At 67.4% G+C, this 22,037-nt stretch carries 20 protein-coding genes; 5 read left to right on the top strand and 15 right to left on the bottom strand.

Annotation, left to right across the window (positions count from 1 at the left end; genetic code table 11):
* Positions 1–28 precede the first annotated feature (28 nt).
* From JF52_RS0110175 to JF52_RS0110160, 5 genes are all read right to left on the bottom strand, one after another.
* Entirely contained in the window at positions 29–1,066 is a 1,038-nt protein-coding gene (locus JF52_RS0110175) for an MFS transporter (protein ID WP_033106041.1), read from the bottom strand.
* A 100-nt stretch (positions 1,067–1,166) separates the two neighbouring features.
* Positions 1,167–1,328 carry a hypothetical protein gene (locus JF52_RS17630; RefSeq protein WP_200880986.1) on the bottom strand — a complete coding sequence of 54 codons (162 nt, stop codon included), beginning with the start codon at positions 1,326–1,328 and terminating at the stop codon, positions 1,167–1,169.
* Positions 1,329–1,421: 93 nt separating this feature from the next.
* A complete protein-coding gene (locus JF52_RS0110170) occupies positions 1,422–2,318 on the bottom strand; it encodes a sugar ABC transporter permease (protein WP_033106040.1) in 897 nt (298 codons plus the stop codon).
* Between the two features lies 1 nt (position 2,319).
* Positions 2,320–3,936 (bottom strand): ABC transporter permease subunit, encoded by a 1,617-nt coding sequence (locus JF52_RS0110165; RefSeq protein WP_033106039.1) that lies wholly within the window; start codon positions 3,934–3,936, stop codon positions 2,320–2,322.
* A 63-nt stretch (positions 3,937–3,999) separates the two neighbouring features.
* Positions 4,000–5,229 carry a sugar ABC transporter substrate-binding protein gene (locus JF52_RS0110160; RefSeq protein ID WP_033106038.1) on the bottom strand — a complete coding sequence of 410 codons (1,230 nt, stop codon included), beginning with the start codon at positions 5,227–5,229 and terminating at the stop codon, positions 4,000–4,002.
* A 230-nt stretch (positions 5,230–5,459) separates the two neighbouring features.
* Between JF52_RS0110160 and JF52_RS0110155 the strand changes: the two genes are divergently transcribed.
* Positions 5,460–5,948 (top strand): YajQ family cyclic di-GMP-binding protein, encoded by a 489-nt coding sequence (locus tag JF52_RS0110155; protein WP_033106037.1) that lies wholly within the window; start codon positions 5,460–5,462, stop codon positions 5,946–5,948.
* A gap of 16 nt (positions 5,949–5,964) precedes the next feature.
* Here the strand turns inward: JF52_RS0110155 and JF52_RS0110150 are convergent, their stop codons facing one another.
* Both JF52_RS0110150 and JF52_RS0110145 read right to left on the bottom strand, forming a co-directional pair.
* The gene (locus tag JF52_RS0110150) at positions 5,965–6,615 is read right to left on the bottom strand and encodes a response regulator transcription factor (RefSeq protein ID WP_033106036.1); all 651 of its coding nucleotides are present in this window, start codon (positions 6,613–6,615) and stop codon (positions 5,965–5,967) included.
* A complete protein-coding gene (locus JF52_RS0110145; protein WP_052166882.1) occupies positions 6,603–8,297 on the bottom strand; it encodes a sensor histidine kinase in 1,695 nt (564 codons plus the stop codon). Before JF52_RS0110145 ends, JF52_RS0110150 begins: the two co-directional genes overlap by 13 nt.
* A gap of 221 nt (positions 8,298–8,518) precedes the next feature.
* On the opposite strand from JF52_RS0110145, the gene JF52_RS0110140 reads away from it, so the two are divergent.
* A complete protein-coding gene (locus JF52_RS0110140) occupies positions 8,519–9,793 on the top strand; it encodes a serine hydrolase domain-containing protein (protein ID WP_084595742.1) in 1,275 nt (424 codons plus the stop codon).
* A gap of 26 nt (positions 9,794–9,819) precedes the next feature.
* Positions 9,820–11,115: a serine hydrolase domain-containing protein gene (locus JF52_RS0110135; RefSeq protein ID WP_033106035.1), complete on the top strand. Its 1,296-nt coding sequence runs from the start codon at positions 9,820–9,822 to the stop codon at positions 11,113–11,115.
* Here the strand turns inward: JF52_RS0110135 and JF52_RS0110130 are convergent.
* From JF52_RS0110130 to JF52_RS0110110, 5 genes are read right to left on the bottom strand one after another with little or no spacing between them, the layout of a single operon-like run.
* A complete protein-coding gene (locus JF52_RS0110130; RefSeq protein ID WP_052166880.1) occupies positions 11,046–12,167 on the bottom strand; it encodes an alpha/beta hydrolase in 1,122 nt (373 codons plus the stop codon). The two genes, JF52_RS0110135 and JF52_RS0110130, sit on opposite strands and share 70 nt — an antisense overlap.
* Before the next feature lie 58 nt (positions 12,168–12,225).
* Positions 12,226–13,620: an FAD-dependent oxidoreductase gene (locus JF52_RS0110125; protein ID WP_033106034.1), complete on the bottom strand. Its 1,395-nt coding sequence runs from the start codon at positions 13,618–13,620 to the stop codon at positions 12,226–12,228.
* 37 nt (positions 13,621–13,657) lie between these two features.
* Positions 13,658–14,719 carry a polyprenyl synthetase family protein gene (locus tag JF52_RS0110120; RefSeq protein ID WP_033106033.1) on the bottom strand — a complete coding sequence of 354 codons (1,062 nt, stop codon included), beginning with the start codon at positions 14,717–14,719 and terminating at the stop codon, positions 13,658–13,660.
* Positions 14,720–14,739: 20 nt separating this feature from the next.
* On the bottom strand, positions 14,740–15,453 hold the full coding sequence (locus JF52_RS0110115; protein ID WP_084595800.1) for a ubiquinone/menaquinone biosynthesis methyltransferase: 714 nt from the start codon (positions 15,451–15,453) through the stop codon (positions 14,740–14,742).
* 50 nt (positions 15,454–15,503) lie between these two features.
* Positions 15,504–16,088: a hypothetical protein gene (locus tag JF52_RS0110110; RefSeq protein ID WP_033106032.1), complete on the bottom strand. Its 585-nt coding sequence runs from the start codon at positions 16,086–16,088 to the stop codon at positions 15,504–15,506.
* 284 nt (positions 16,089–16,372) lie between these two features.
* On the opposite strand from JF52_RS0110110, the gene JF52_RS0110105 reads away from it, so the two are divergent.
* Together JF52_RS0110105 and JF52_RS0110100 are read left to right on the top strand one after the other, a co-directional pair.
* Positions 16,373–17,644: an IS110 family RNA-guided transposase gene (locus JF52_RS0110105; protein WP_033106031.1), complete on the top strand. Its 1,272-nt coding sequence runs from the start codon at positions 16,373–16,375 to the stop codon at positions 17,642–17,644.
* 57 nt (positions 17,645–17,701) lie between these two features.
* A complete protein-coding gene (locus JF52_RS0110100) occupies positions 17,702–18,988 on the top strand; it encodes an isochorismate synthase (protein WP_033106030.1) in 1,287 nt (428 codons plus the stop codon).
* A gap of 116 nt (positions 18,989–19,104) precedes the next feature.
* Here the strand turns inward: JF52_RS0110100 and JF52_RS0110095 are convergent, their stop codons facing one another.
* From JF52_RS0110095 to JF52_RS0110085, 3 genes are read right to left on the bottom strand one after another with little or no spacing between them, the layout of a single operon-like run.
* Positions 19,105–19,959, bottom strand: coding sequence for a polyphosphate kinase 2 family protein (locus tag JF52_RS0110095; protein WP_033106029.1), 855 nt, complete (start codon positions 19,957–19,959; stop codon positions 19,105–19,107).
* An 18-nt stretch (positions 19,960–19,977) separates the two neighbouring features.
* Positions 19,978–21,648: a 2-succinyl-5-enolpyruvyl-6-hydroxy-3-cyclohexene-1-carboxylic-acid synthase gene (menD, locus tag JF52_RS0110090; protein WP_033106028.1), complete on the bottom strand. Its 1,671-nt coding sequence runs from the start codon at positions 21,646–21,648 to the stop codon at positions 19,978–19,980.
* Positions 21,645–21,992 carry a PLD nuclease N-terminal domain-containing protein gene (locus JF52_RS0110085; RefSeq protein WP_033106027.1) on the bottom strand — a complete coding sequence of 116 codons (348 nt, stop codon included), beginning with the start codon at positions 21,990–21,992 and terminating at the stop codon, positions 21,645–21,647. Before JF52_RS0110085 ends, menD begins: the two co-directional genes overlap by 4 nt.
* Positions 21,993–22,037 lie beyond the last annotated feature (45 nt).

The following is a 22,037-nucleotide window of genomic DNA, read 5'->3' as shown; positions in this document are numbered from 1 at the left end:
CGGGGGTCTGGCGAAGTGGTCTCCGTGATTACCTCGAGAGTGTGGGGCCGGCTTCGAGCGTGCGCTCGTACTCGCGCTGAGCCTCGATGTTGAGCTCGGTCTTGCGTGCACCGCTGCGAGCGACCCAAGCGCCGAACCAGATGGTGAGCTCGCGGCCGAACACGAATGCTGCGATCGCGAGGGGTGCGAGGAGCTGGCTGCCGACGAGCTCGTTGCCCTCCGACGTCGAGATCAGCCAGAACGGCGCCTCGAACAGCTGGCCGAGGATGTGCCCGGCGTACGCGAACAGACCGACGATGATCCCGAAGACGACCCAGAGTCCCCATCGGCCGCGGTTGATGACGGCGCCGAGCAGCCAGAAGCCGATGAAGAACACGACGACCGGAACCCAGAAGCCCCACGTGGTGAGCGGGGCGAGGGCGGCTTCGCCGATGTTCTCGCCGGTGACATCGCCGGCGAGTGCTCCGAGCCCGATCGCGGTGGCGAGGTACAGGATCGCGAACACGATCGTCGCGAGCAGCCCGATTCCGGCTGCCGTGCCACGGTTGCCGCGGTCGCGGGGCGGCTCGGGTGCCTGCACGAAGATCGGCTGCTGCTGCTGTGTGACCGGCGCGGCGACGATGGTCGGCTCCGAGGGGACGACGCGCGTCTCGGAGTCGTCTGCTACCGGCGGCAGGTATGCGGTGTCGGCGATGGAGTCTTCGCGTCGAGCATCGGCGTCGGATGTCGACGCGCGGTCTCCTGCGAACATGCCCGTCGCAGCCGCAGGTCCTGCGCCGCGGTCTTCGGCGTCCGCGCGGTGGTCAGCGCGCTGGTCGAAGGATTCGGACGGCTCATTGAGCTCGGGAGTCGCGAAGGTTCCGGGGTGAGATTTCTCGGCCTCTTCGAAGGCTGCGAGGTCGGGGTCGACGGCATTCCGGTCTGCGGCATCGCGCTCAGCCGAGTCGCGCTCACCAGGGACCTCGGCGCCAGCCGCAGCGGCGTCGGCAAGTCCCGCGTTCGCGCTGTCGACGACGTCGTCGACGTCTTTCGGCCGCTCGGGCTGGGGAACCTCGGGGTCACTCATGGGGGCGCCTCTCGTCGGATATGTGCAGTGAGAGGTTATCGCCGTCCGGTACCGCCTCCGCGGAGGCGTGCCGACGTGTCGCGTGACCGGCGGCGTCGGCTCAGCCCACGCCGGGAGCGACCGCGCGCAGGGTGTCGCCGACGTACCCGACGAGCATCGGCCCCATCGGGAGCGCCAGCCAGAGAAGCGCCGCGATGACGCCGGCGCAGAAGATCCCTGCGATCCAGCTCATCACCGGATTGCGACCGCCCACTCGTGCCATGGCTCCACGCTACGACTGCCGCGCGCGTGCGCGCAGATGACACGCTCGGGCGCTCGTGCAGTCGCGGCCTCGGCGCGCGGCCTCGGCGCGCGATCAGCCCTTCGTGGCGCCCGCCGTCAGGCCGCCGACGATGTACTTCTGCAGGAACAGGAACAGGATCATCACCGGGATCGCAGCCATCACGGCACCGGCCGAGAACGCCGACCAGTCCGCGTAGCGCGGATTGGAGACGAGCTTGGTGAGTCCGACGACGAGCGTCTGCTGCTCCGGATCGATCAGGATGACGCTCGCCACGACGTACTCATTGACCGTGCCGATGAATGAGAGCAGTCCGACGACGGCGAGGATCGGCGCGACCAGGCGGAGGATGATCGTGAAGAAGATGCGCGCGTGACCGGCGCCGTCGATGCGCGCAGCCTCGTCGAGCTCCTTCGGGATGGTGTTGAAGAAGCCGTACATCAGATACGTGTTCACCCCGAGCGCACCACCGAGGTAGACCAGGATGAGGCCGGTGTGGGTGTTCAGTCCGATCGCCGGGAACCAGTCCCCCAGCGTCGTCATCAGCAGGAAGATCGCGACCACTGCCAGAAGCTGCGGGAACATCTGCACCACGACGATCGTGACGAGGCCGACCCGGCGTCCTGCGAATCGCATGCGCGAGAAGGCATATGCCGCGCATGCGCCGATGAACACAGTGGTGAAGCCGGTGACGAGCGCGATCACGAGCGTGTTCAGGAACCACAGCCCGTAGGGGTTCTGCGGGTCGGTGAGGATGCGCACGTAGCTGTCGATGCCGATCGCGGAGAACAGCTGGTTGGAGCCGGTCAGCGTGCCGCGGGGGTTCAGCGAGGCCGAGAGCACGTACAGCAGCGGGAAGATCGCGAACAGGCTGGCCACGACGGCGACCAGATGGCGCCATCCGGTGTCGGCGAACCATGCGCCGAACGAGCGGCGACGCCGGCGCGTGAGCGGAGCGGGAGCGACGGTCATCTCAGTTCAACTCCTCGAGAGCCTTGGTCTTGCGGAAGCTGATGATCGAGATCGCCGCGACCACGATGAAGATCAGGATCGTGAACGCGGAGGCGAGCCCGTAGTCACGGGTCTGACCGGTGAAGGCCACCTTGTACACCATCGAGATCAGGATGTCGGTGTGCCCGACCGGAATCGACACATCGGCGAAACGCGGACCACCACCGGTGAGCATGTAGATGAGGTTGAAGTTGTTGAAGTTGAACGCGAACGACGAGATCAGCAGCGGCGCCACGGTCACGAGCAGCAGCGGCAGCTTGATCTGACGGAAGACCTGCCATGGGTTGGCGCCGTCCATGACGCCGGCTTCGTTCACCTCTTCCGGGATGCCCTGCAGCGCCCCCATGCAGACGAGGAACATGTACGGGAACCCGAGCCACAGGTTCACGATCAGCACCGACACCTTCGCCAGTACGGGGTCGGTGAGCCAGGGTATGGATGCTCCGCCGAAGACCACCTGGTTGAGGAAGCCGAAGCTCTCGTTCATCATCCCGGCCCACACCAGCGCCGACAGGAATGCAGGGAACGCGTACGGAAGGATGAGCAGGATGCGGTAGCCGTTGCGGAAGCGCATCCTGGTGTTGTTGAAGACGATGGCGAGAAGCAGGCCGAGGAAGAACGTCGTCGCGACCGAGATCAGAGCGAACGCGAACGTCCAGATCGTCACGGAGATGAGGGGCCCGCGGATCGAGCTGTCAGTGACCGCACGCACGAAGTTGTCGAAGCCGACCGTGATCTGCCAGCCGGGCAGCAGCTGCTCGCCGTCCTCGGCGGTGAAGGCACCGGTGCCGTTGTCGCTGTAGACGGTGCCGGAGCGCACGTCGGTCATGGTTCCTGCTGGTTCGTCGTACTCGAGCGTCGAGACGTAGAGGAAGCCGCTCTGGCCATCCGGTGTGCGGATCGCGCCGTCGTTGGGGTCGTCGCTGAAGTCGACAGACAGCTTCTCGACCTCGCTCGAGCGTGCGATCACCTGTGCGAAGCTCAGCGATTCCCAGCCCTCGATCGAGACCGCTCGGTCGCCGTCCATCTCGGCGCCGTCGACCTCCTGCAGCGGCTGCTCGACCGTGCCGACCGAGACGTCGCCGTCTTCGGGGTCGGTGACGAGGAGCCCGAGCGTGCCGAACTGCTCGACCACGGTGACGGGGAAGGTCGGCGAATCCTCGACGCGTTCCTGAGCGGACGCCATGAGGGCGGAGACCGCCTGATCCTTGCTGCCGTTGTGACCGGTGCCGTAGTTGGTGAAGCCGATGTAGCCCGTGTAGAGGAGCGTGAAGACCTGAAAGAGGATGAGGAAGATGATGCCGGGTGTGAGGTACTTCGCCGCGACGCGCTTGCGCGAGAAGTAGATGTAGTTGACCAGGATCGCCACCGCGACCACCAGGGCGAGCACGACCCATTCCTGGTGTGTGAAGAGCACGAAGGCCGCGTACAGCGCGACGGCGTCGACGACCGCGAGCAGCAGGATCTTCAGCAGCATCCATCCGATCCGCTGCGAAGCGGCCTCGGCGATGCTCGCCGCCTGCCGCTGCCGCCTGGTCGGCGGTTTCTGCGGCTCTGTGGTGGTGGTCGTATCCGTCATCTCTCGCCCATCGTCGTTCTGCCGGGGTGAGGCGTGCGCCTCACCCCGGCAGAAGGAACAGTGTTACTTGATCGCTGCCGTCACGTCTTCGACGAGCTTCTGCCACGTCGCGGCAGGATCCGCACCGTTGATGGCAGCCGCCTCGGCGACGCCCCAGAACTCCCAGACGGACCCCATCGCTGGGATGGCCGGCATCGGGACGGCGTCTGCGCCGACGGTCTTGAACCCGTCGATGATCGGATCCGCTGCTGCGGTCTCGGCTGCCGAGGTGAGGGCGGGGAGGATGTTGCCGGACTCGAACAGGGCGAGCTGGACGTCCTCAGTGCCAAGGTAGTTCACCAGGAAGTCGTTCGCGGCGACCTTGTTCTCGGACTCGCTGCTCACGAAGAAGCCCTTGACGCCGGCGAACGGCGAGGCCGCCTCACCGGTGGGGCTGGGGATCGGGTCGATCGCGACGTTGACGCCTGCGTCGACGGCGGCGCCGACATTCCACGGGCCGGTCAGCCAGAATGCGGCCTTGCCGTCGATGAACTGCTGCTTCGCGATCTCGCCGTCGATGTCGGTGTTCAGCGTGCCTGCGGCACCCTGCGCGCCGAGCCAGCTGGCGAATGCGGTGCCACCGTCGCTGCCGAGCTGCAAGTCGGTGGAGTCGTACGATCCGCTGTCGTCTGTGCCGAACACCGGTGCGCCGAACGCGGTCTGGAACGGGTACAGGTGGTAGGGGTTGCCCTCGACGCCCTGCTCGACGACGAACGGCTGGGCGAGGCCGGCGGCCTGGCCCTTGGCGATCATGTCGTCGAAGCCGGTCGCGGCCTCGGGGATCAGGTCGGCGTTGCGCAGCACGGCGATGTTCTCGACCGCGTACGGAAGCATGTAGACGGTGCCGTCGTAGGTCGCGGCCTGCAGAGCGACGGGCAGGTAGTCCTCGGCGCTGTCGCCGAGCTCGAGCGGTGCGACGACGCCGTTGGTGGACAGCTCGCCCAGCCAGTCGTGCGCACCCATCGTGATGTCGGGGCCCTTGCCGGTCGGGACCTGCTGGATGAAATCGTCCTTGATCGTGTCGACGTCCTTCGCCACGACCTCGACCTTGACGCCGGTCTTGTCCTCGTACGCGTCTGCCGCTCCCTTGAGAGCGTCGACGCGCTCGGCATCGACCCAGACGACGAGCGAACCCGCGTCGCCTTCGGCGTCTGCGGAGTCGTCAGTGGCGCCGGTGGCGCAACCTGCCAGCGTCAGCGTCGAAACGACGGCAATCGCGCCGAACGCGGCGATGCCCCTCATGTTCACCTTCATTGGTGTGTGCCTCTCTCAGTGCGTGATCGACCGGCACTGCCGATGGATGCACCGGTGCAGGCCGTTCGCGCCTGCAAACCTGCAAGCGCTTACAGTATGCATCGAATCACCCCAAGGATGCAACGCCTGAGTGCGCTGATATCAAGCCGTGATACTCGAGGGCCGATGCTGGTCTTCGTGGAAGCGCTTCCAAGATCGACGGTGAGATGCCGCATCGGTAGACTGATCCCATGGCAGACTCATCGTTCGACATCGTCAGCAAGGTCGACCACCAGGAGGCGGAGAACGCCCTGAACCAGGCGCGCAAGGAGATCGAGCAGCGCTACGACTTCAAGGGCACCGGCGCCTCGGTCGAATGGAGCGGCGAGTCCGTCCTGATCAAGGCGAACACCGAGGAGCGGGCGAAGGCCGTGCTCGATGTGTTCCAGTCGAAGCTCATCAAGCGCGGCATCTCACTGAAGAGCCTCGAATCGGGCGATCCGTTCGCCAGCGGCAAGGAGTACCGCATCGCCTCCACGCTCAAGGACGGCATCTCCTCCGAGAACGCGAAGAAGATCAGCAAGATCATCCGCGACGAGGGCCCCAAGAGCGTGAAGAGTCAGATCCAGGGTGATGAGCTGCGTGTGCAGTCCAAGAGCCGTGACGATCTGCAGGCGGTCATCGCGCTGCTGAAGGGTTCTGACCTCGACGTCGATCTGCAGTACATCAACTTCCGCTAGAGCCTCCGCGCCGGACTCATTCCCTGTTCAGATACTGCAGCACCGCAAGCACGCGCCGATGCGCATCGGAGTCGACCGCCAGCGAGAGTGCGGTGTAGATGCGCGAGGCGTGCTGCACGACGGCCTTCTCGGTGAGGAACAGCCGCGCCGCGATCGACGCGTTGCTGCGACCCTCCGCCATCAGTCCCAGCACCTCCTGCTGCCGCGGCGTCAACGCGCTCACCGCTGAGTCCGATCGGCGAGCGCGCGAGACCATGACCTCCACCACGTCCGGGTCGATGGCCGTTCCGCCCTCGCCGACACGGCGCAGGTCTCCCAGGAACTGACCGACGTCGGCGATGCGCTGTTTGAGGAGGTATCCGATTCCTCCCGTCTGGTCGGAGATCAACTCGACGGCGTATCGCCGCTGCACGTACTGCGACAGCACGACGACTGCCGTCCCCGGCAGCCGGGCACGGATGCGCAGGGCCGCGAGCAGGCCCTCGTCGGTGAAGGTCGGCGGCATTCGGATGTCGGTGACGACGAGGTCCGGTTGATGCATGAAGGCGACCTTCTCGAGCTCGTCGGCATCGGCTGCGACGGCCACCACATCGTGGCCGGCATCATCCAGCATCAATTCGAGACCCCGCCGCAGCAGCGCCTCGTCCTCCCCGATCACAACCCGCATGGGATCTCCGCTCGAATGGTCGTACCGTTGCCTCTTGCGCTCTCGATGTGCACCTCGCCGCCCATGGCTTCGACGCGCTCGACCATACCGGTGAGGCCGGAGCCCCGCCCGGCTCGTGCGCCTCCGTCGCCATCGTCGTGCACCTCGACGTCCAGGACATCGCCTCTTCGGCTCAGGTGCACGGCGATGGCGCTCGCTCGCGAGTGCTTCACCGCGTTCGCCAGCGCTTCCGCCACCACGAAATACGCAGTGCTCTCGACCACCGGCGGGCATTCGTGATCGACGACGCCGAGTGTCAACGTCGTCGGCACCGGCATCCGATCCACGAGGTCTTCGGCCGCCGCCGACAGCCCGCGCTGGGTCAGCGCGGCAGGCATGACCGAGTGCACCACCTCACGAAGCCCCGCCGCTGCCGCATCGATGCCCCTGCGCAACTCGGTGGCTCGCTCGCGCACCGCTGTCCCGCCGTCGCCCGCGTTGGCGATCTGCTGCGCCTCGAGCGCGAGGAGGACGAGTTGTACCTGGAGTCCGTCATGCAGATCCTGTGCGATGCGACGACGTTCCCGGTCGGCGACCTCGACGAGGCGCTCGCGCGAGGACTGCAGTGCGCGACGGCTGGCGAGGAGCTCGGCGATCAGCCGCTCACGATCGAGCGCGATGGCCACGACCCGGCCGGCGGTGCGGACCAGGTCGGGCTCGGCCATGAGCGCGGTGTCGTACGAGATCGCACCGATCCGGCGCCCGTCCAGTTCGACTGGCTCGACCTCGTGGCGCGCCTCGCGCGCCACTGTCACCTCGACGCCGTCGACATCGACATAGCCGTCGCGTCCGGGGACCCAGAACCAGACCTCGAGCGCAGGGTCGCCGAGCGCGCGGGAGAGCGCCGCGCCGATCGCCGGCTTGGTGCCGGCCTCACCCAGCCAGACTCCGAGCTCTTCGAGCTCAGCTGTTCTCGCCACACCTCCTCGCAGGATACCGAGTGCGAATGCGATGGGAACGCCGCAGAACATCAGCAGCTGCAGAGCGGCGACGTCCGGCGGCGCCCATGCGAAGACCGGGCGCAGGATGCGCGACGCGAACAGCAGCACGACGACGGCGGCGATCCCGTAGCCGTACAGCGGCACGAGAACGCGTCGTTCGGCTTTCGACGCATTCCTCAGCCGGCGCGCCAGCAGCAGCATCGTGCTGATGAGGACGATGAAGCCGACGACCTCCTGCACGGTACCGCCGAGTCTCGCGAGCTCCGGCGCATCCGCGAGGGCCATACCAGGGGCGGCAGGATCAGGCGCGAACAGGTATCGCGGGGCCTGCAGGAGCAGAGACGTGCAGTAGGCGACTGCCACCGTCGCCCGCGAGATCCGACCGCGCAGCCGGCCGGAGGGAAATGCCAGCAGCAGGTGCACGAATCCGGCGAGCGGCATGCTGCTGGCGATGGTGCCGAGCAGGACGAGCGACGGGATGTCGGTGTTCCCCGCACCGCCGAGGAAGACCCATACGCCGGTCAGCAGGATCAACGCACCCATGCTGTTGCTCGGTCGCCGGTACCAGGCGAGCAGGCCGGCGCCGAGATAGATCAGCACGTTGATCGGGAAGAGGGCGAGCGCCGGAGCGAACGGACCGCCCCACGGCAGCAGCTCGATGAGCATGAGCACGAGCAGCAGTCCGAGGCACAGGATCGCCAAGAGCGCCAGGCTGAAGGATCGCCGTATCGGCGCACTCGTTCCTGAGCCCATTGAAGATCCCCGGTCGTGGAAGGTGCGCGCATCTCGCGCTCGACGCAGTCTCATCATGGTGGCGGTCTCGGCGCAGACGCAAATGCGACGCGGCTTCCGCTCGGCCGGTTCGGAGAACTGGCGACGCAGGTCCCTACTCCGCCGGCCTGCGCCCGAATAGTCTCCCCAGTATGAGGTCTGCGCGCATGCCATCGGTCGCTCCGCGTTCGCGTCGGCGCGCACCACGTGCGACACTGCTCGTCGTTCTGGCCGGCACTCTGATCGTCACCGGGTGCACGACGGCTCCGATCGTGGAGAGCACTGCTCAGACCGAGCTCGCCGACGCCACGAGCATCCTGCTCGATGACCTCTCTCAGCAGGAGTTCGACGATCACGGGTTCACGTCGCTCGTCGCCCAGGTGATGGTGGACGGCCGTGTCATCGAGACCGTGGCGCTCGGCGACGCGATGACAGGATTCCCGATCACCGAGGACGGACGCTTCCGCAACGGCGCCGTCGCGATCATGTACATGGCCGCCACCATGCTCGCGATGGCCGATGCGGGCCTGATCGACATCGACGAGCCGATCTCGCGCTGGCTCCCCGACCTGCCGTATGCCGACCAGGCGACGCCGCGGATGCTGGCTTCGATGACCTCCGGCTACCCCGATCATGTCGCGAACGCGGACTTCCTCACGGCCCAGGCGGCGAATCCGTTCCGCGCCTGGAGCGAAGAGGAACTCCTCGCCTACAGCGCCGCGAGTCCGAGGCTCTTCGCCCCCGGCGAGAACTGGGACTATTCGCACGCCGGATACATCATCCTCGGCCACGTGCTCGAGAAGGAGAGCGGCAAGACGCTCGACGAGCTCATCGCGCAGTACGTGCTCGACCCGCTGAAGCTCGACGGCACTGTCGCAGACGTCACCGCGCACGTGCCGAGCCCTGTCGTGCACGGCTTCACCGCCGAGCGCGGACAGTTCGAGGACTCGACGTACTGGAATCCCTCGTGGACCCTCCCGCATGGCGCGATCGAAACGACCACGATCGGCGACATGACGAAGAGCTTCGACGCGATCGTGGGTCGCGGTGAGCTGCTCAGTGCCGAGTCATACCAGTCGATGATCGGGGCCGATCTCGTCGGCTTCGGCGCCCCGCTCGACGGCTGCCGCTCATGCCACACGCTGACCCCGCAGTGGTCGTACGGACTCGGTGTCTTCCTCCGCGACGACTGGGTCATGCAGACCCCGCTCTTCGGCGGCTACCAGGCCGCCGTCGCGACGCTGCCGGAAGCAGAATCGCCGATCGGCTCGGTCACGATCTCCGTCTCGGTCGTTCCGGGTGCCCAGACCTACACGGATGACGAGTGGGGCGGCAACCTGAAGAACTTCGCGGCCGACTTCGCGACCGAGCTCGCGGCGCAGATCGTCCCGGAGAATCCCCCACCCGCACCCACGACCGGGCCGTGAACGCCATGAGACCCAGGAGCGCAGCAATGAAGACGAAGAACAGAACGAAGACGACCACGTGGGCGGCGACAGCGCTCAGCGCCGTTCTTCTCGTGAGCGGATGCTCGTCCGGCGCCTCGAGCGCTCCGACCCCCTCCTCCGTCGCCACTCCTGCCGCGGATCCGTCGTACGCCGCGGCGCTGGAGTCGCAGATCCCCGAGGTCATGACGCAGAACGCGATCCCCGGGGTCGTCGTGAAGATCCTGTCGCCCGAGAAGGGCGACTGGACTGCGACCTTCGGCACCGCTGAACTCGGAAGCGACGTGCCGATGTCACTGGATGACGCGTTCCGCATCGGCAGCAACACGAAGACCATGACGTCGACCGTCATCCTGCAGCTGGTCGAGGAGGGCCTGCTCGCCCTCGACGACCCGATATCGGACTTCCGACCGGACGTCCCCGGCGGCGAGGACATCACGATCGCCCAGTTGTCGGAGATGCGCAGCGGGCTGTACAGCTACTCGTTCGATCCTGGCTTCAACGCGGCACTCGACCGGGAGCCGCAGAAGGCCTGGACGCCGGATGAGCTGCTCTCGATCGCGTTCGCGCATCCCGCGAACTTCGCACCGGGTGCGCAGTACGACTACAGCAACACGAACATCGTGCTGCTCGGACTGGTGATCGAGGAGCTGACCGAGATGTCGGCATCGGACGCCTTCCGACAGCGGATCTTCGAACCGCTGGGAATGACGCGCACCCTGCTGCCCGAGCCGTCGGACTCGAGCATCCCTTCACCGCACGCGCAGGGCTACCAGTTCGGCACCAACGCGGAGACCATCGATTCGTATGCAGTGCCTGCGGCCCAGCTCCCGGCCGCGCTGGACGGCACCCTCGCTCCCCTCGACCAGACGGATGCGAACCCGTCATGGGCGTGGACCGCCGGCGGAGCGATCTCGACACCCGACGACCTCGCCGTGTACGTGAAGGCGCTCGTGGGCGGCGGCCTGCTCGATGCGGAGACGCAGAAGCTCCGCCTGGCGAGCGTGCAGCCGACCGTCGCCGGACAGCCCGACGGCGTGGGCTACGGATGGGGGATCGCGCAGTTCGCTCCCGGAATCCTCGGGCACGACGGACAGCTGCCCGGCTACTCGTCGTTCATGGTCTACAACACGAACACTGAGGACACCATCATCGTGGCGGCCAATCTCTCCGCATCTCCGGTCGACGGCGAGACGGCAGCGGTCGTGGTGGCCAAGACGATCATCGCCACGCTCTACGGCGCGGCGGCCGTGCCGTCCAGCAACCCGGCCGCTCCACCGGCGACGGCGCCGCCCGCTGGATGATCCCGCGAGTGCACCCAGCCGGTGACCCAGCGCTCCAGCCGCGCGTAGGCATCGTCTCGCGCAGCCTTGCGCGAGAGGAACACGTCATGAAGAGCGCCGTCGATGCGTTCGATGGTCACCGATGAGCCGAGTCTGAGAGCTCGCCGGGCGATGTCGTCGACGACCAGCACCGAGTCGGCCGAGGTGAGCTCCTCCGACCAGCGGGACGGCATCACCGAGCGCGCCGAGAGCAGCACGCACACCGGCGACTGGATCGAGAGGCCGTCGCCGACCGCGCGGTGACCCCGCAGGATCGCGTGCAGCCAGCCGGCGTGCACCGGCATCGAAGGCACCGGCCGCCAGGCCGGATTCGTCTCGAACGCATCATCCGGATCCGCGGACTCAGCCTGCGCCCTGGCGTAGAAGCCCAGATCGATCTGCGGCGCGACGTCGAGGGGCCGCAACCGCGCCTGCAGCTCGACCACCGGTGCGAGCGCGGCGCGCAGCGGAGCGAGCTGGAACTCCAGCCACGGCGAGTTCAGGATGACGGCGGATGCGGCATCCGGATGCCGAGATGCCCACAGGCTCAGCACGAGCCCGCCCGTCGAGTGGCCCATGAGCACCAGACGACGCGGACCGCGCGAGGTATCCGCATCCTGCGCGATCACCTCGAGCGCCGCGGCGATGTCCTCATCGTAGGTCGCGAGGTCGGCGATGTATCCGGGCGTCTGGCCGTCGCGGAGGCTGCGACCGTACTTGCGCAGATCGAGCGCGAAGAACCGCGCGCCGCGTGACGTCCAGAAACGTGCCAGACGCTTCTGGAAGAAGTAGTCCGACCACCCGTGCACGTACAGCACATCGACGCCGTCGAGCAGGGGCGCGGCTTCGGCCGGTGCGGGCAGGCCGCGAAGACTGCGCACCGCCCGCTCCCATCGCCCCATCCGATGCGCGTCGTTGGCGGTCGGCAGCGCTCGCACGAGGGTCGCGACGACAGCACCCTCGTCATCGTCGCCGAGCGGAAGCGTGCGCTGCGCGAACTCGTCGCCCAGCACGTCCGGCACCCATTCGGTCATGCAAGCCACCATACTCAGTGGCTCGTGACGACCTCGGCGCCGTGGGGCGCAGAGAGCCTCACTCGCCGCGCGAGATCCGCACCATCTCGTCGCGCGGAACGACCTTCACACGCGCACGCTCGTGCGGCGCGCCGAGGGCGACCTCGTACTGGTCGAGTCGATGCCAGCCCTCGAGGTCCGTCCACTTGACGCCGCGTGACTCGAGCAGTGCGGGGATCGCCGCCTCTGACGGGTCCTCCGGCTGCCACCACGCACCCTGGTCGTTGACGAGGTGCTGCACGGTCTCCATGGCGTCGGATTTGGTGTGGCCGATGAGCCCCACCGGTCCGCGCTTGATCCAGCCGGTGGCGTACACGCCGGGCACCCGCTGGTTCGAGTCCTTCGCGAGCACCTGACCCTCGTGGTTCGGGATGACGCCGTGGCGCTTGTCGAACGGCACGTCCTTGAGCGGGGAGCCGAAGTAGCCGACCGCACGATAGAGCTGGCCGATCGCGATCTCGCGCAGTTCGCCGGTGCTTCGCAGCCCGCCGGAGCCGTCCGGCTCGGTGCGCTCGTAGACGATCGCTGCGACCTTGCCCTCGGCATCCGTCCTGATCTCGACGGGCTTGGCCCAGAAGTGCAGATGCAGGCGGCGGGATGCTCGCCCTTCGACAGGCTCAGGGTTCGAAGAATAATTGTTCACGGACGGACGCGTGCGCCACTGCTGCAGCACCCGATCGATGACCTTGACCTGCTTGTTGCTGGAGATCGCCGCGAGCGACGCCTCGTCGTAATCGAAGTCCTCGTCGTAGACGACCGTGTCGACGTCGCGCAATTCGCCGAGTTCGCGCAGCTCGAGGGGTGTGAACTTCACCTGCGCCGGTCCGCGGCGGCCGAACACGTGCACGTCGGTGACGTTCGAGGCCTCGAGCCCGGCGTGGACGTTGTCGGAGATCTCAGTCGGGAGCAGGTCCTCCGCATGCTTGGCGAGGATGCGGGCGACGTCGAGTGCGACGTTGCCGTTGCCGAGGACGGCGACGGATTCGGCATCCAGCGTCCAATCGCGCGGCACGTCGGGGTGGCCGTCGAACCAGCTCACGAAGTCGGCGGCTCCGAACGATCCTCGGGCGTCGATCCCCGGGATGTCGAGCTTCGTGTCGCGGATGGCGCCGGTGGCGAAGATCACCGCGTTGTAGTGCTTCTTGAGGTCGGCGAGGGTGATGTCCTCACCGAAGTGCACGTTGCCGAAGATACGGATGTCGCCGCGATCGAGCACGTCGCGGAGGGCGTTGATGACGCCCTTGATGCGCGGGTGGTCGGGGGCGACGCCGTAACGGACGAGACCGTAGGGCGCAGGCAGCCGCTCGAACAGGTCGATCGACACGTCGAAGGAGCGCTCGGTCTTCAGCAGGATGTCGGCGGCGTAGATGCCTGCGGGGCCCGCCCCGACGATGGCCAGGCGAAGCTTGGTCATGAGTGTCCTTTCGGATGCTGCGGCGATCGATTCACGATCAGCTGCTGCGGTCAGCGAGTGATTCTGCGAAGCGGGTCAGCGCTTCGCGCACCGTGCCCTTGGGCAGCGGTGCCAGTGCGTCGATGGCGTCGCGCGTCCAGGTGCGCGCGAGCTCGAGAGTCTTCTGCGTCACGGCGTGGTCGCGGAGCTCTGCCAACGGCTGGTCGAGGATCGCGGGGTCGGCACCGTCGGCGATGAGGGCGACGCCCTCGTCGATCTGCACCGCGAGGGCAGCGGATGCGGCATCCGTCTCGGCCTTGAGCAGCAGGTACGGCATGGTCGGCACTCCGGCGCGAAGGTCGGTACCGGGGACCTTTCCGGTCTCCTCCGGCTTGGCTGACAGATCGATCACGTCGTCCAGCAACTGGAAGGCGACGCCGACCTTCTCGCCGTAGAGGCGCAAGGGCTCCACGAACTCGGCCGGAGCGTTCGAGAAGATCGCCCCGCCCTGGGTGGCCGCGGCGATCAGGGAACCGGTCTTGTCGGCGAGCACCTGGATGTAGAACTCGATCGGGTCATCGCCCGGCTGTGCGCCGACGGTCTCGTGGAGCTGCCCCATCACGAGGCGCTCGAACGTGTCGGCCTGCAGACGGATCGCACGATCGCCATAGCGCGACATCAGCTGACTCGCACGCGAGAACAGGATGTCACCGGTGAGGATGGCGACGCTGTTGCCCCACACCGCATGGGCCGCCGGGACTCCGCGTCGGCGGTCGGCACCATCCATGACATCGTCGTGGTAGAGCGAGCCGAGGTGCGTCATCTCCAGCGCCTTGGCGATGTCGATCACGGCGGGGATGTTGCCTTCGCCCAGCTGCGCGGTGAGCAGCGTGAGCACCGGACGGATGCGCTTGCCTCCCGCTTCGTAGAGGTACCGGCTCGCGGCATCCGCCACGGAGTCGGCTACGCGCAGGTCTTCGGCAAGGCCGTTCTCGACGAGGTCGAGCCCCAGTTCGATCTGGTCGGCCACACGGCGGGCGGCGCGACCGATGAATACGCGGTCGCTGAAGCCGAGACGGCTCGCGAGTCGCGAACCCGGGGCGGCAGGGCTCGAAGTCACGGTTCCACCCTACCTGGGGCTCACGCCTTCTTCGGCTTGGAGGTCTTGGTCGATCCGGGGGCCTTCGCCTGCGTGGTCGCCGGCTTTCTCGCACGGTGCAGCGCGACGATGCCGAACGAGAGGTTGCGGTAGGCGACGTTCGTCCAACCGGCCTCCCGAATCCAGGCCGAAAGCTGCTTCTGGTCCGGCCAGTGCATGATCGACTCGTTCAGGTAGTCGTACGCATCTGCATTCGTGCCGGCCACTCGAGCGACCCTTGGCAGCACCTGCGCGTTGTAGAAGCGGTAGAGGCCACGGAACGCCTTGCCCGGAGGCGTCGAGAACTCGTTGATGACGAGGCGTCCACCGGGCTTCGTGACGCGCAGCAGTTCGGCGAGCGCCTTCTTCGGCTGCTGCACATTGCGCAGTCCGTACGACATGGTCACGGCGTCGAACTCGTCGTCGGCGAACGGCAGATTCATGGCGTCGGCCTCGACGAACGACAGATTCGGCAGATGGCCGTGGCGACGCTTCCCCTCGGCCAGCATGCCGGGCGAGAAGTCTGCGGCGACGACGTCGGCTCCGCTCATCGCGAGGGATGCGGATGAGGATGCCGTACCTGCGGCGAGATCGAGGATCCGCTCGCCGCGCTTCGGAGCGACCGCCCGGGTCGTCGCCGCGCGCCAGAACGCGTCGTTGCCGAACGTCATCACGGTGTTCGTGCGGTCGTAGCCTGCGGCGACCTGGTCGAACATGCCGCTGACGCGCTGGGGATCCTTGCCGAGGTCGGCGCGCTTGGACTGAGTCACTTGTCCAGTCTAGGTCGGTCGAGGTGCAGTGCTTCCAGGCGGTCGAGCCATACGTCGGCAGTCGCGTCGTCGAATGGGGCGACCTGTGCCCGCACCCGCGCCTCGAGGTCGAGGGTGAGTTCTTCGAGGTGCGCCATGACGTCGGCCGGATAGCCGTATCGGATGCTGTGCTCGGCCCATTCGTCCCGGTCGTCGACCCATGTGCCGCTCGGACCTTCGGCAGGGTCCCGATCCCGCTCGAGGCGGATGACATCGAGATCCATGTCTATGCCGGTGGCGAGCAGCGGATCGTTCGACCAGTGGATGTCCCAGCCCAGGTCGATGTAGACGCGCATGCCGAAGGGGTGGTCGCGGTTCACGGTGAGAGCGAAGTCGCCCGATGCCGGGACGAGGGTGACGTTCGGCGCTTCGGCATGGAACTGCGCACCGGGGCGGATGCTGTGCCATCCGATCGGCTGGCCGATCCAGTCACCCCGATCATCTGCTCCCAGATACACGCACTCGTGCCGCCAGTGCGTCTGACCGTCCCACTTGCGCCATTGGAAGATCATCTCGGCACCGGGTTCGGGTCGCGCGCTCACTGGACTACCTTTCTTGTGTCAGCGTTCTCCGATAGGGCGCTGATGCACCCCGGGTGCCGCCGGGCCATCGCCCGGCTCGCTCGACACTGTTGATGTCCAGCATGAGATCTGCGAGGTCTGGTGGCTGCCCGGGACGTGTGGACCGTCGATAGGGCTGAGCGCCAAACCCGGGATGACCGGGAGCGAGCGCCGATCAGTGAGCGAACCGGCAGACACGTCCCGGCTCCCATGGCACCGTGAGACGAGGGCGCCTCCCCACTGGGCTTAGCAGCAAGGAGGCTGACATGAAGTCTGCCAACACACCCGACAATGAACAAACCCTGTCCCTGCCCGACGACCCGCCCGGCGACGTCACCGCGGGTCTGGACTGGGCCCGCGACGATCACGCCGTTAGCATCGTCGATCACCGTGGCCGAGAGCTCGACCGATGCATGATCGAACACACCACAGACGGACTGCATAGCCTGCTGGCCTTCCTGGCCCGCAACAACGCCGCCGAGGTAGCAATCGAACGCCCCGACGGGCCCGTCATCGACGCGCTGTTGGACGCGGGCATCACCGTGGTCGTAGTCAGCCCGAACCAAGTCAAAAACCTCCGCCGCCGCTACGGATCCGCCGGCAACAAGGACGACCGGTTCGACGCTTACGTGCTCGCCGACACACTCCGCACCGATCGGGCCCGACTGCGCCCGCTGATTCCCGACCGCGACGACACGACCGCGTTGCGTCGGGCCTGCCGTGCCCGCAAGGACCTCGTCGCCCACCGCATCGCGGTCGGCAACCAGCTGCGCGCGCACCTGCGCAACGCCCTGCCCGCCGCCGTCGGCTTGTTCAAAGACATCGACTCGAACATCGCTCTGGCGTTCCTGGAACGTTTCGACTCCCAGGACAAGCTCGACTGGCTCACCCCCACCAGGCTCGGTTCCTGGCTGCGTAAGCAGGGATACTCCGGACGCACCAATCCCACCGTGCTGCACGCGAAGACCCTTACCGCACCGCGTGGCCCCATCGGCGAGTTCGCCACCGCTCTGGCCGCTATCACCGCCAGCTACGTCAAGGTCTTGCGAACCCTGCAAGACCAGACCCGCACCCTGGAAAAGCACATCGACAGGCAACTGAGCATCCACACCGACGCACACATCTTCACCAGCCTGCCCCGAGCCGGGCGCATTCGCGCCGCCCGCCTGCTCGCCGAGATCGGCGACTGCCGGTCCCGGTTCCCCACCCCGGAGTCGTTGATCTGCCTCGCCGGTGCCGCACCATCCACCCGACAATCCGGGAAGATCCGCGTTGTCGGCTTCCGCTGGTCCTGCGACAAACAACTCAGAGACGCCGTCACCGACTTCGCCGCCGACAGCGTCAAAGCCAACCCCTGGGCCGCGCACCTCTACCAACGAGCCCGTGACCGAGGCCACGACCACCCCCACGCCGTCCGCATACTGGCCCGCGCATGGCTCACCATCATCTGGCACTGCTGGCAAGACAACGTCCCCTACGACCCCACCAAACACCGCGCACTTCAGGCCTACCTCGACCCGAAAACCGAGGCGGCTTGACATAGGGCTTCTCATGCGTTCACTCTATGCACCGGATCGGACAACTATTCTGGAACGGTGAGCAGAAGCCTGGTCGTGCAGACCCGTGAGATCGATCCGGTGGAAGACCTTCTGGCGTATGCCCACCCCTCTGCTCCCCTGGCCTGGCTCCGTCGCGGCGACGGCATCGTCGCCGCCGGCGACGCGATGCCGACCTTCATCCGCATCCCGGCGGGAACGGCATCCATGCGTTCGGCGATGATGGCCGACGCCTGGCGCGATCTGGCTGCCGCGGCGGAGATCGACGACCCGATGAGCCTCCCCGGTACCGGGCTGGTCGGCTTCGGTGCGCTGACCTTCGATGAGGACTCCGCCTCCGAAAGCGTCCTCATCGTCCCCTCCGTCATCCTCGGCAAGCGCAAGGGCCGAGGATGGATCACGCGCATCGCGCCCGCGGGCGACGATCTGCCGCAGGATCGGCCGGATGCCACGCTCGAGCGTCGTCCCTACGGACCGCACTGGGCGGGCACTCTCGGCCCCGGGCAGCAGACTCCGAACGGCTATCAGGCGTCCATCCGCGCCGCGCTCGGCCTGATCGGCGCTGGCGAGATCAGCAAGGTCGTGCTCGCGCGCGATCTCGCGGGGACGGTGCCAGGCGGCAGCGACCTGCGCCGGCTCGTGAGAGAGCTGTCGGCGGGGTACCCCGACACGTGGACGTTCGCCGTCGACGGTCTGATCGGCGCGAGCCCCGAGACTCTCGTCACCGTGCAAGGTGGCACGGTGACCGCGCGCGTCTTGGCCGGGACGATCGGCCGTGGAGCGGATGCCGACGAGGACAATGCCGTGTCCGCATCGCTGTCGTCCAGCGTGAAAGACATCGACGAGCACGAGTACGCGGTGCAGAGCGTGCTGGTCTCGCTGCGCCCGCACACGAGGGCGCTGGCGTCGAGCGAGCAGCCGTTCCTGCTGAAGCTGCCGAACCTCTTCCATCTCGCCACCGATGTGGAGGGCGAGCTGTCCGACGGCGCATCCGCACTCGACCTGGTCGGGGCGCTGCACCCGACAGCCGCTGTCGCCGGCACCCCGACGAAGGCTGCGATCGCCGCGATCCGCGAACTCGAGCCCTTCGACCGCGGTCGCTACGCGGGCCCTGTGGGCTGGGTCGACGGCAACGGCAACGGCGAGTGGGCGATCGCGCTGCGCTGCGCGCAGTTCGAAGTCGGATCCCTGCGCGGTACGGACGAGGGCGAGACTCTCGGCGTCACGGCCTACGCTGGTGCGGGCATCGTGGCCGCGAGCGACCCCGAGACGGAGCTGCTCGAGACCAGGGTGAAGTTCCGGCCCTTGGTCGACGCCCTGGCCTGAGTCAGCTTGCCGTGAGGCTTCGTCTCGCTGCGCTCGCTCAACCCGTTTCGTCTCGCTGCGCTCGCTCAACGACCCGCACGAGGTCAGCTTGCCGCGAGGCTTCGTCCCGCACGAGGTCAGCTTGCCGCGAGGCGCTTCTTCTCCGCCTCGATGTCGAAGTCGGCGGTCGGCCATTGCGGGTCGATGTCCTCCAGCGCGGCCAGCAGCAGTTCCTGCACAGCCAACCGGGCATACCACTTGCTGTTCGCCGGCACGACGTGCCACGGAGCGACCTCGGTCGACGTGCGATCGAACACCGTCTGATAGGCCGCCATGTAGTCGGGCCAGCGGAGGCGCTCGTCGACGTCGCCCGGGTTGTACTTCCAGTATTTGTCCGGGCGCTCGAGGCGCTCCATCAGGCGCTCCTTCTGCTCCTCCGACGAGATGTGCAGCATCACCTTGACGATGCGGGTACCGGATGCCGCGACCCTGGACTCGAAATCATTGATCGCACCGAATCGGCGTTCGATCTCGTCCGCTGATGCGAGCTCGCGCACCTTTCCGATCAGCACGTCCTCGTAGTGCGACCGGTCGAAGACCCCGATGAAGCCCGGCTCCGGCAGACGCTGCTCGACGCGCCACAGGAAGTCGTGCGACAGCTCTTCGTCGGTCGGCGCCTTGAACGCCGTGAGCGCGATCCCCTGCGGATCGACGCCGCCGACCACGTGCCTGACGATCCCGCCCTTGCCTGCGGAGTCCATCGCCTGCAGCACCAGCAGCACCGAGTCGGTCGTGGTGCCCGCGCGGCTCTCCGCGTACAGCCGTTCCTGCAGCTCTCCCAGCGACTCGATGCCGGCGGCGAGGTCTGCCGTGCCGCTCTTCTTGTCGCCGTCATAGCCGGGATGGCTGTCAGGGTCGACGTCTGCCAGGCGGAATCCTTCGCCCACTCGCAGGATCTCGGATGCGTCGCCTGACCAGCCTCGTGTGCTCATGCGTACATCTTGCCCTGATCAGCGCGGCAGCGGCACCTCGATGAGCTGTCGGCCCCCGACGGGTGCCGTGAGTGCCTGGTTGAGCGCGGCGCGCGTCGTGATCCGCTGATAGGTCCAGCCGTATGCGAGCGCGAGCTGCTCAAGCTGCACGGTGTGCGGAGTGTAGAAGGCGCGGTCGAGGTCTTCGCGCGGTGCGGATGACGCGACCTCGAGCGCATCGAAGATCGTGCCACCGCCGTCGTTGCCGACGATGACCTGGATGCGCAGCCCCGTCTCGTCGGGCGGCATGAGCAGCGCACCGACGTCGTGCAGGAATGCAAGGTCACCCAGCAGCACCCTCGTCACACCGGCTGCGCCTTCGGCTTGACTGGCCAGAGCGATTCCCATGGCGGTGGAGATCGTGCCGTCGATGCCGGCCAGGCCGCGATTGGCGTGCACCGGCACCTTCTTACCGCCGAGCACCGCGTCTGCGACGCGCACCAACCGCGAGGATCCGAACATCAGGCGATCGTGCGGCCACGTCGCGCGCCACACGGCGTCGACGAGCAGTTCGCGATCGAGTGGACGCCGCACCGCCTCGAGTTCGGCGCGCACCGCGTTTCGGCGTTCGGCGAAGTCGGTCGATGCGAGTCCCTCCTGATCCGGCGCGGCTTCGCTGAGGTCGACGACGGATGCCGCGGATGCCTCCATCCACGCCCCCATCCAGGAACGATCAGCCTCGCCGGGGGCGACGGAGACGGATGCCGCGGACACCGTTCGTCCGTTGAGATCGAGCGCCTCGCCGCCCGAGCGCACTGCGACGACCTGGACGTCGTCGCGGCGCAGCAGCGCGGTGACCTCGCGGCTGAGGGTGGGATGGCCGAGCACCACGGCGCGCTGGATCCGACCGCCGAGGACGTCGTCGCGGAGCATCTCGCGGTAGCCGTGCACGATGTAGCGGCCGTATCGCGCTCCGCTGACGATCTCGGCGATCAGCGGCCACGTGCCGGCGTGGGCGATCTCCTCGGCCTCAGCTCCGGCATCCGCGCCCGCGATCACGACGGTGCGGAGGCCGCGGGTGAGAACGAACGGCTCCCCCGGCGTCGCCGTCGGAGCCGGACCGGGAGCGACCGCGGCTTCCCCCACCGCTGCGGCGGACAGCGGCTCACGCGACGGGAGGTTCAGGTGCACGGGACCGGCGACTCCCGGCAGGGCCGTGGGGACGGCATCCGCTCCCATCGCCGCGATGACCGCGCGCTCGGCGAGGCCGTCCCACGTGCCGTCGCCGGGTACAGGGGCATCGAGTGAGAGTCTCACGAACGGGTCGAACAGTCCCGGCTGGATCGTCGCCTGATTCGCGCCGACGCCGCGCAGTTCCGGAGGGCGGTCCGCGGTGAGCAGCAGCAGCGGCACGCCGGAGTGGAAGGCCTCCATGGCGGCGGGAAGCAGGTTCGCCGTCGCCGTTCCCGACGTGCAGATGACCGCGGCCGGAACCCGCGTCTCGCGAGAGAGACCCAGCGCGGTGAATCCGGCGACCCGCTCATCGATGCGCACATGCACGCGCACCGCGCCCTGACCGGCCAGGCGGGTGGCGGCGAGAGCGAGCGCCTGGGAACGCGACCCTGGCGAGATGACGATGTCTCGCACCCCGTGCGCGATGAGTTCAGCCAGAAGGGATGCCGCGGCATCCGACGCCGGCGACGCCGTCACGATCGCGGCTCAGCCGCCGGAGGGTCTGTCTCGTCGTCCAGGCGGGCGAGTTCCTCTTCGAGGCGGCGGATGCGCTCGTCCTGCTCTGTCTTGCCGAGGCTGCGCAGGAACTCCGGGTCATCGTCCGGCGCGGTCTGGTGAATGCTCTCCTGGTCGCGGCGGCGCCGACGCCCGAGGGCGAACCAGAGGATTCCGCCGAGCACGGGGATGAGCACCACGATGGCGATCCAGGCGGCCTTCGACGCGCCACGGTGCCGCGTCGCCGGCTGCACTGCGCAATCGACGATGCTGAACACCCAGAAGACGAGGGCCAGAAAACCCCCGACGATCAATAGTCTCGCCACAGGTCCAGTCTAGGCGGGTTAACCGCTGGTGGATTCCTGACTCGG

It is taken from the genome of Microbacterium profundi, from assembly GCF_000763375.1.
Taxonomy (GTDB): domain Bacteria; phylum Actinomycetota; class Actinomycetes; order Actinomycetales; family Microbacteriaceae; genus Microbacterium; species Microbacterium profundi.
Note: the sequence above shows the minus strand (reverse complement) of the source record. Positions and strands in the feature narration are given on the sequence as shown.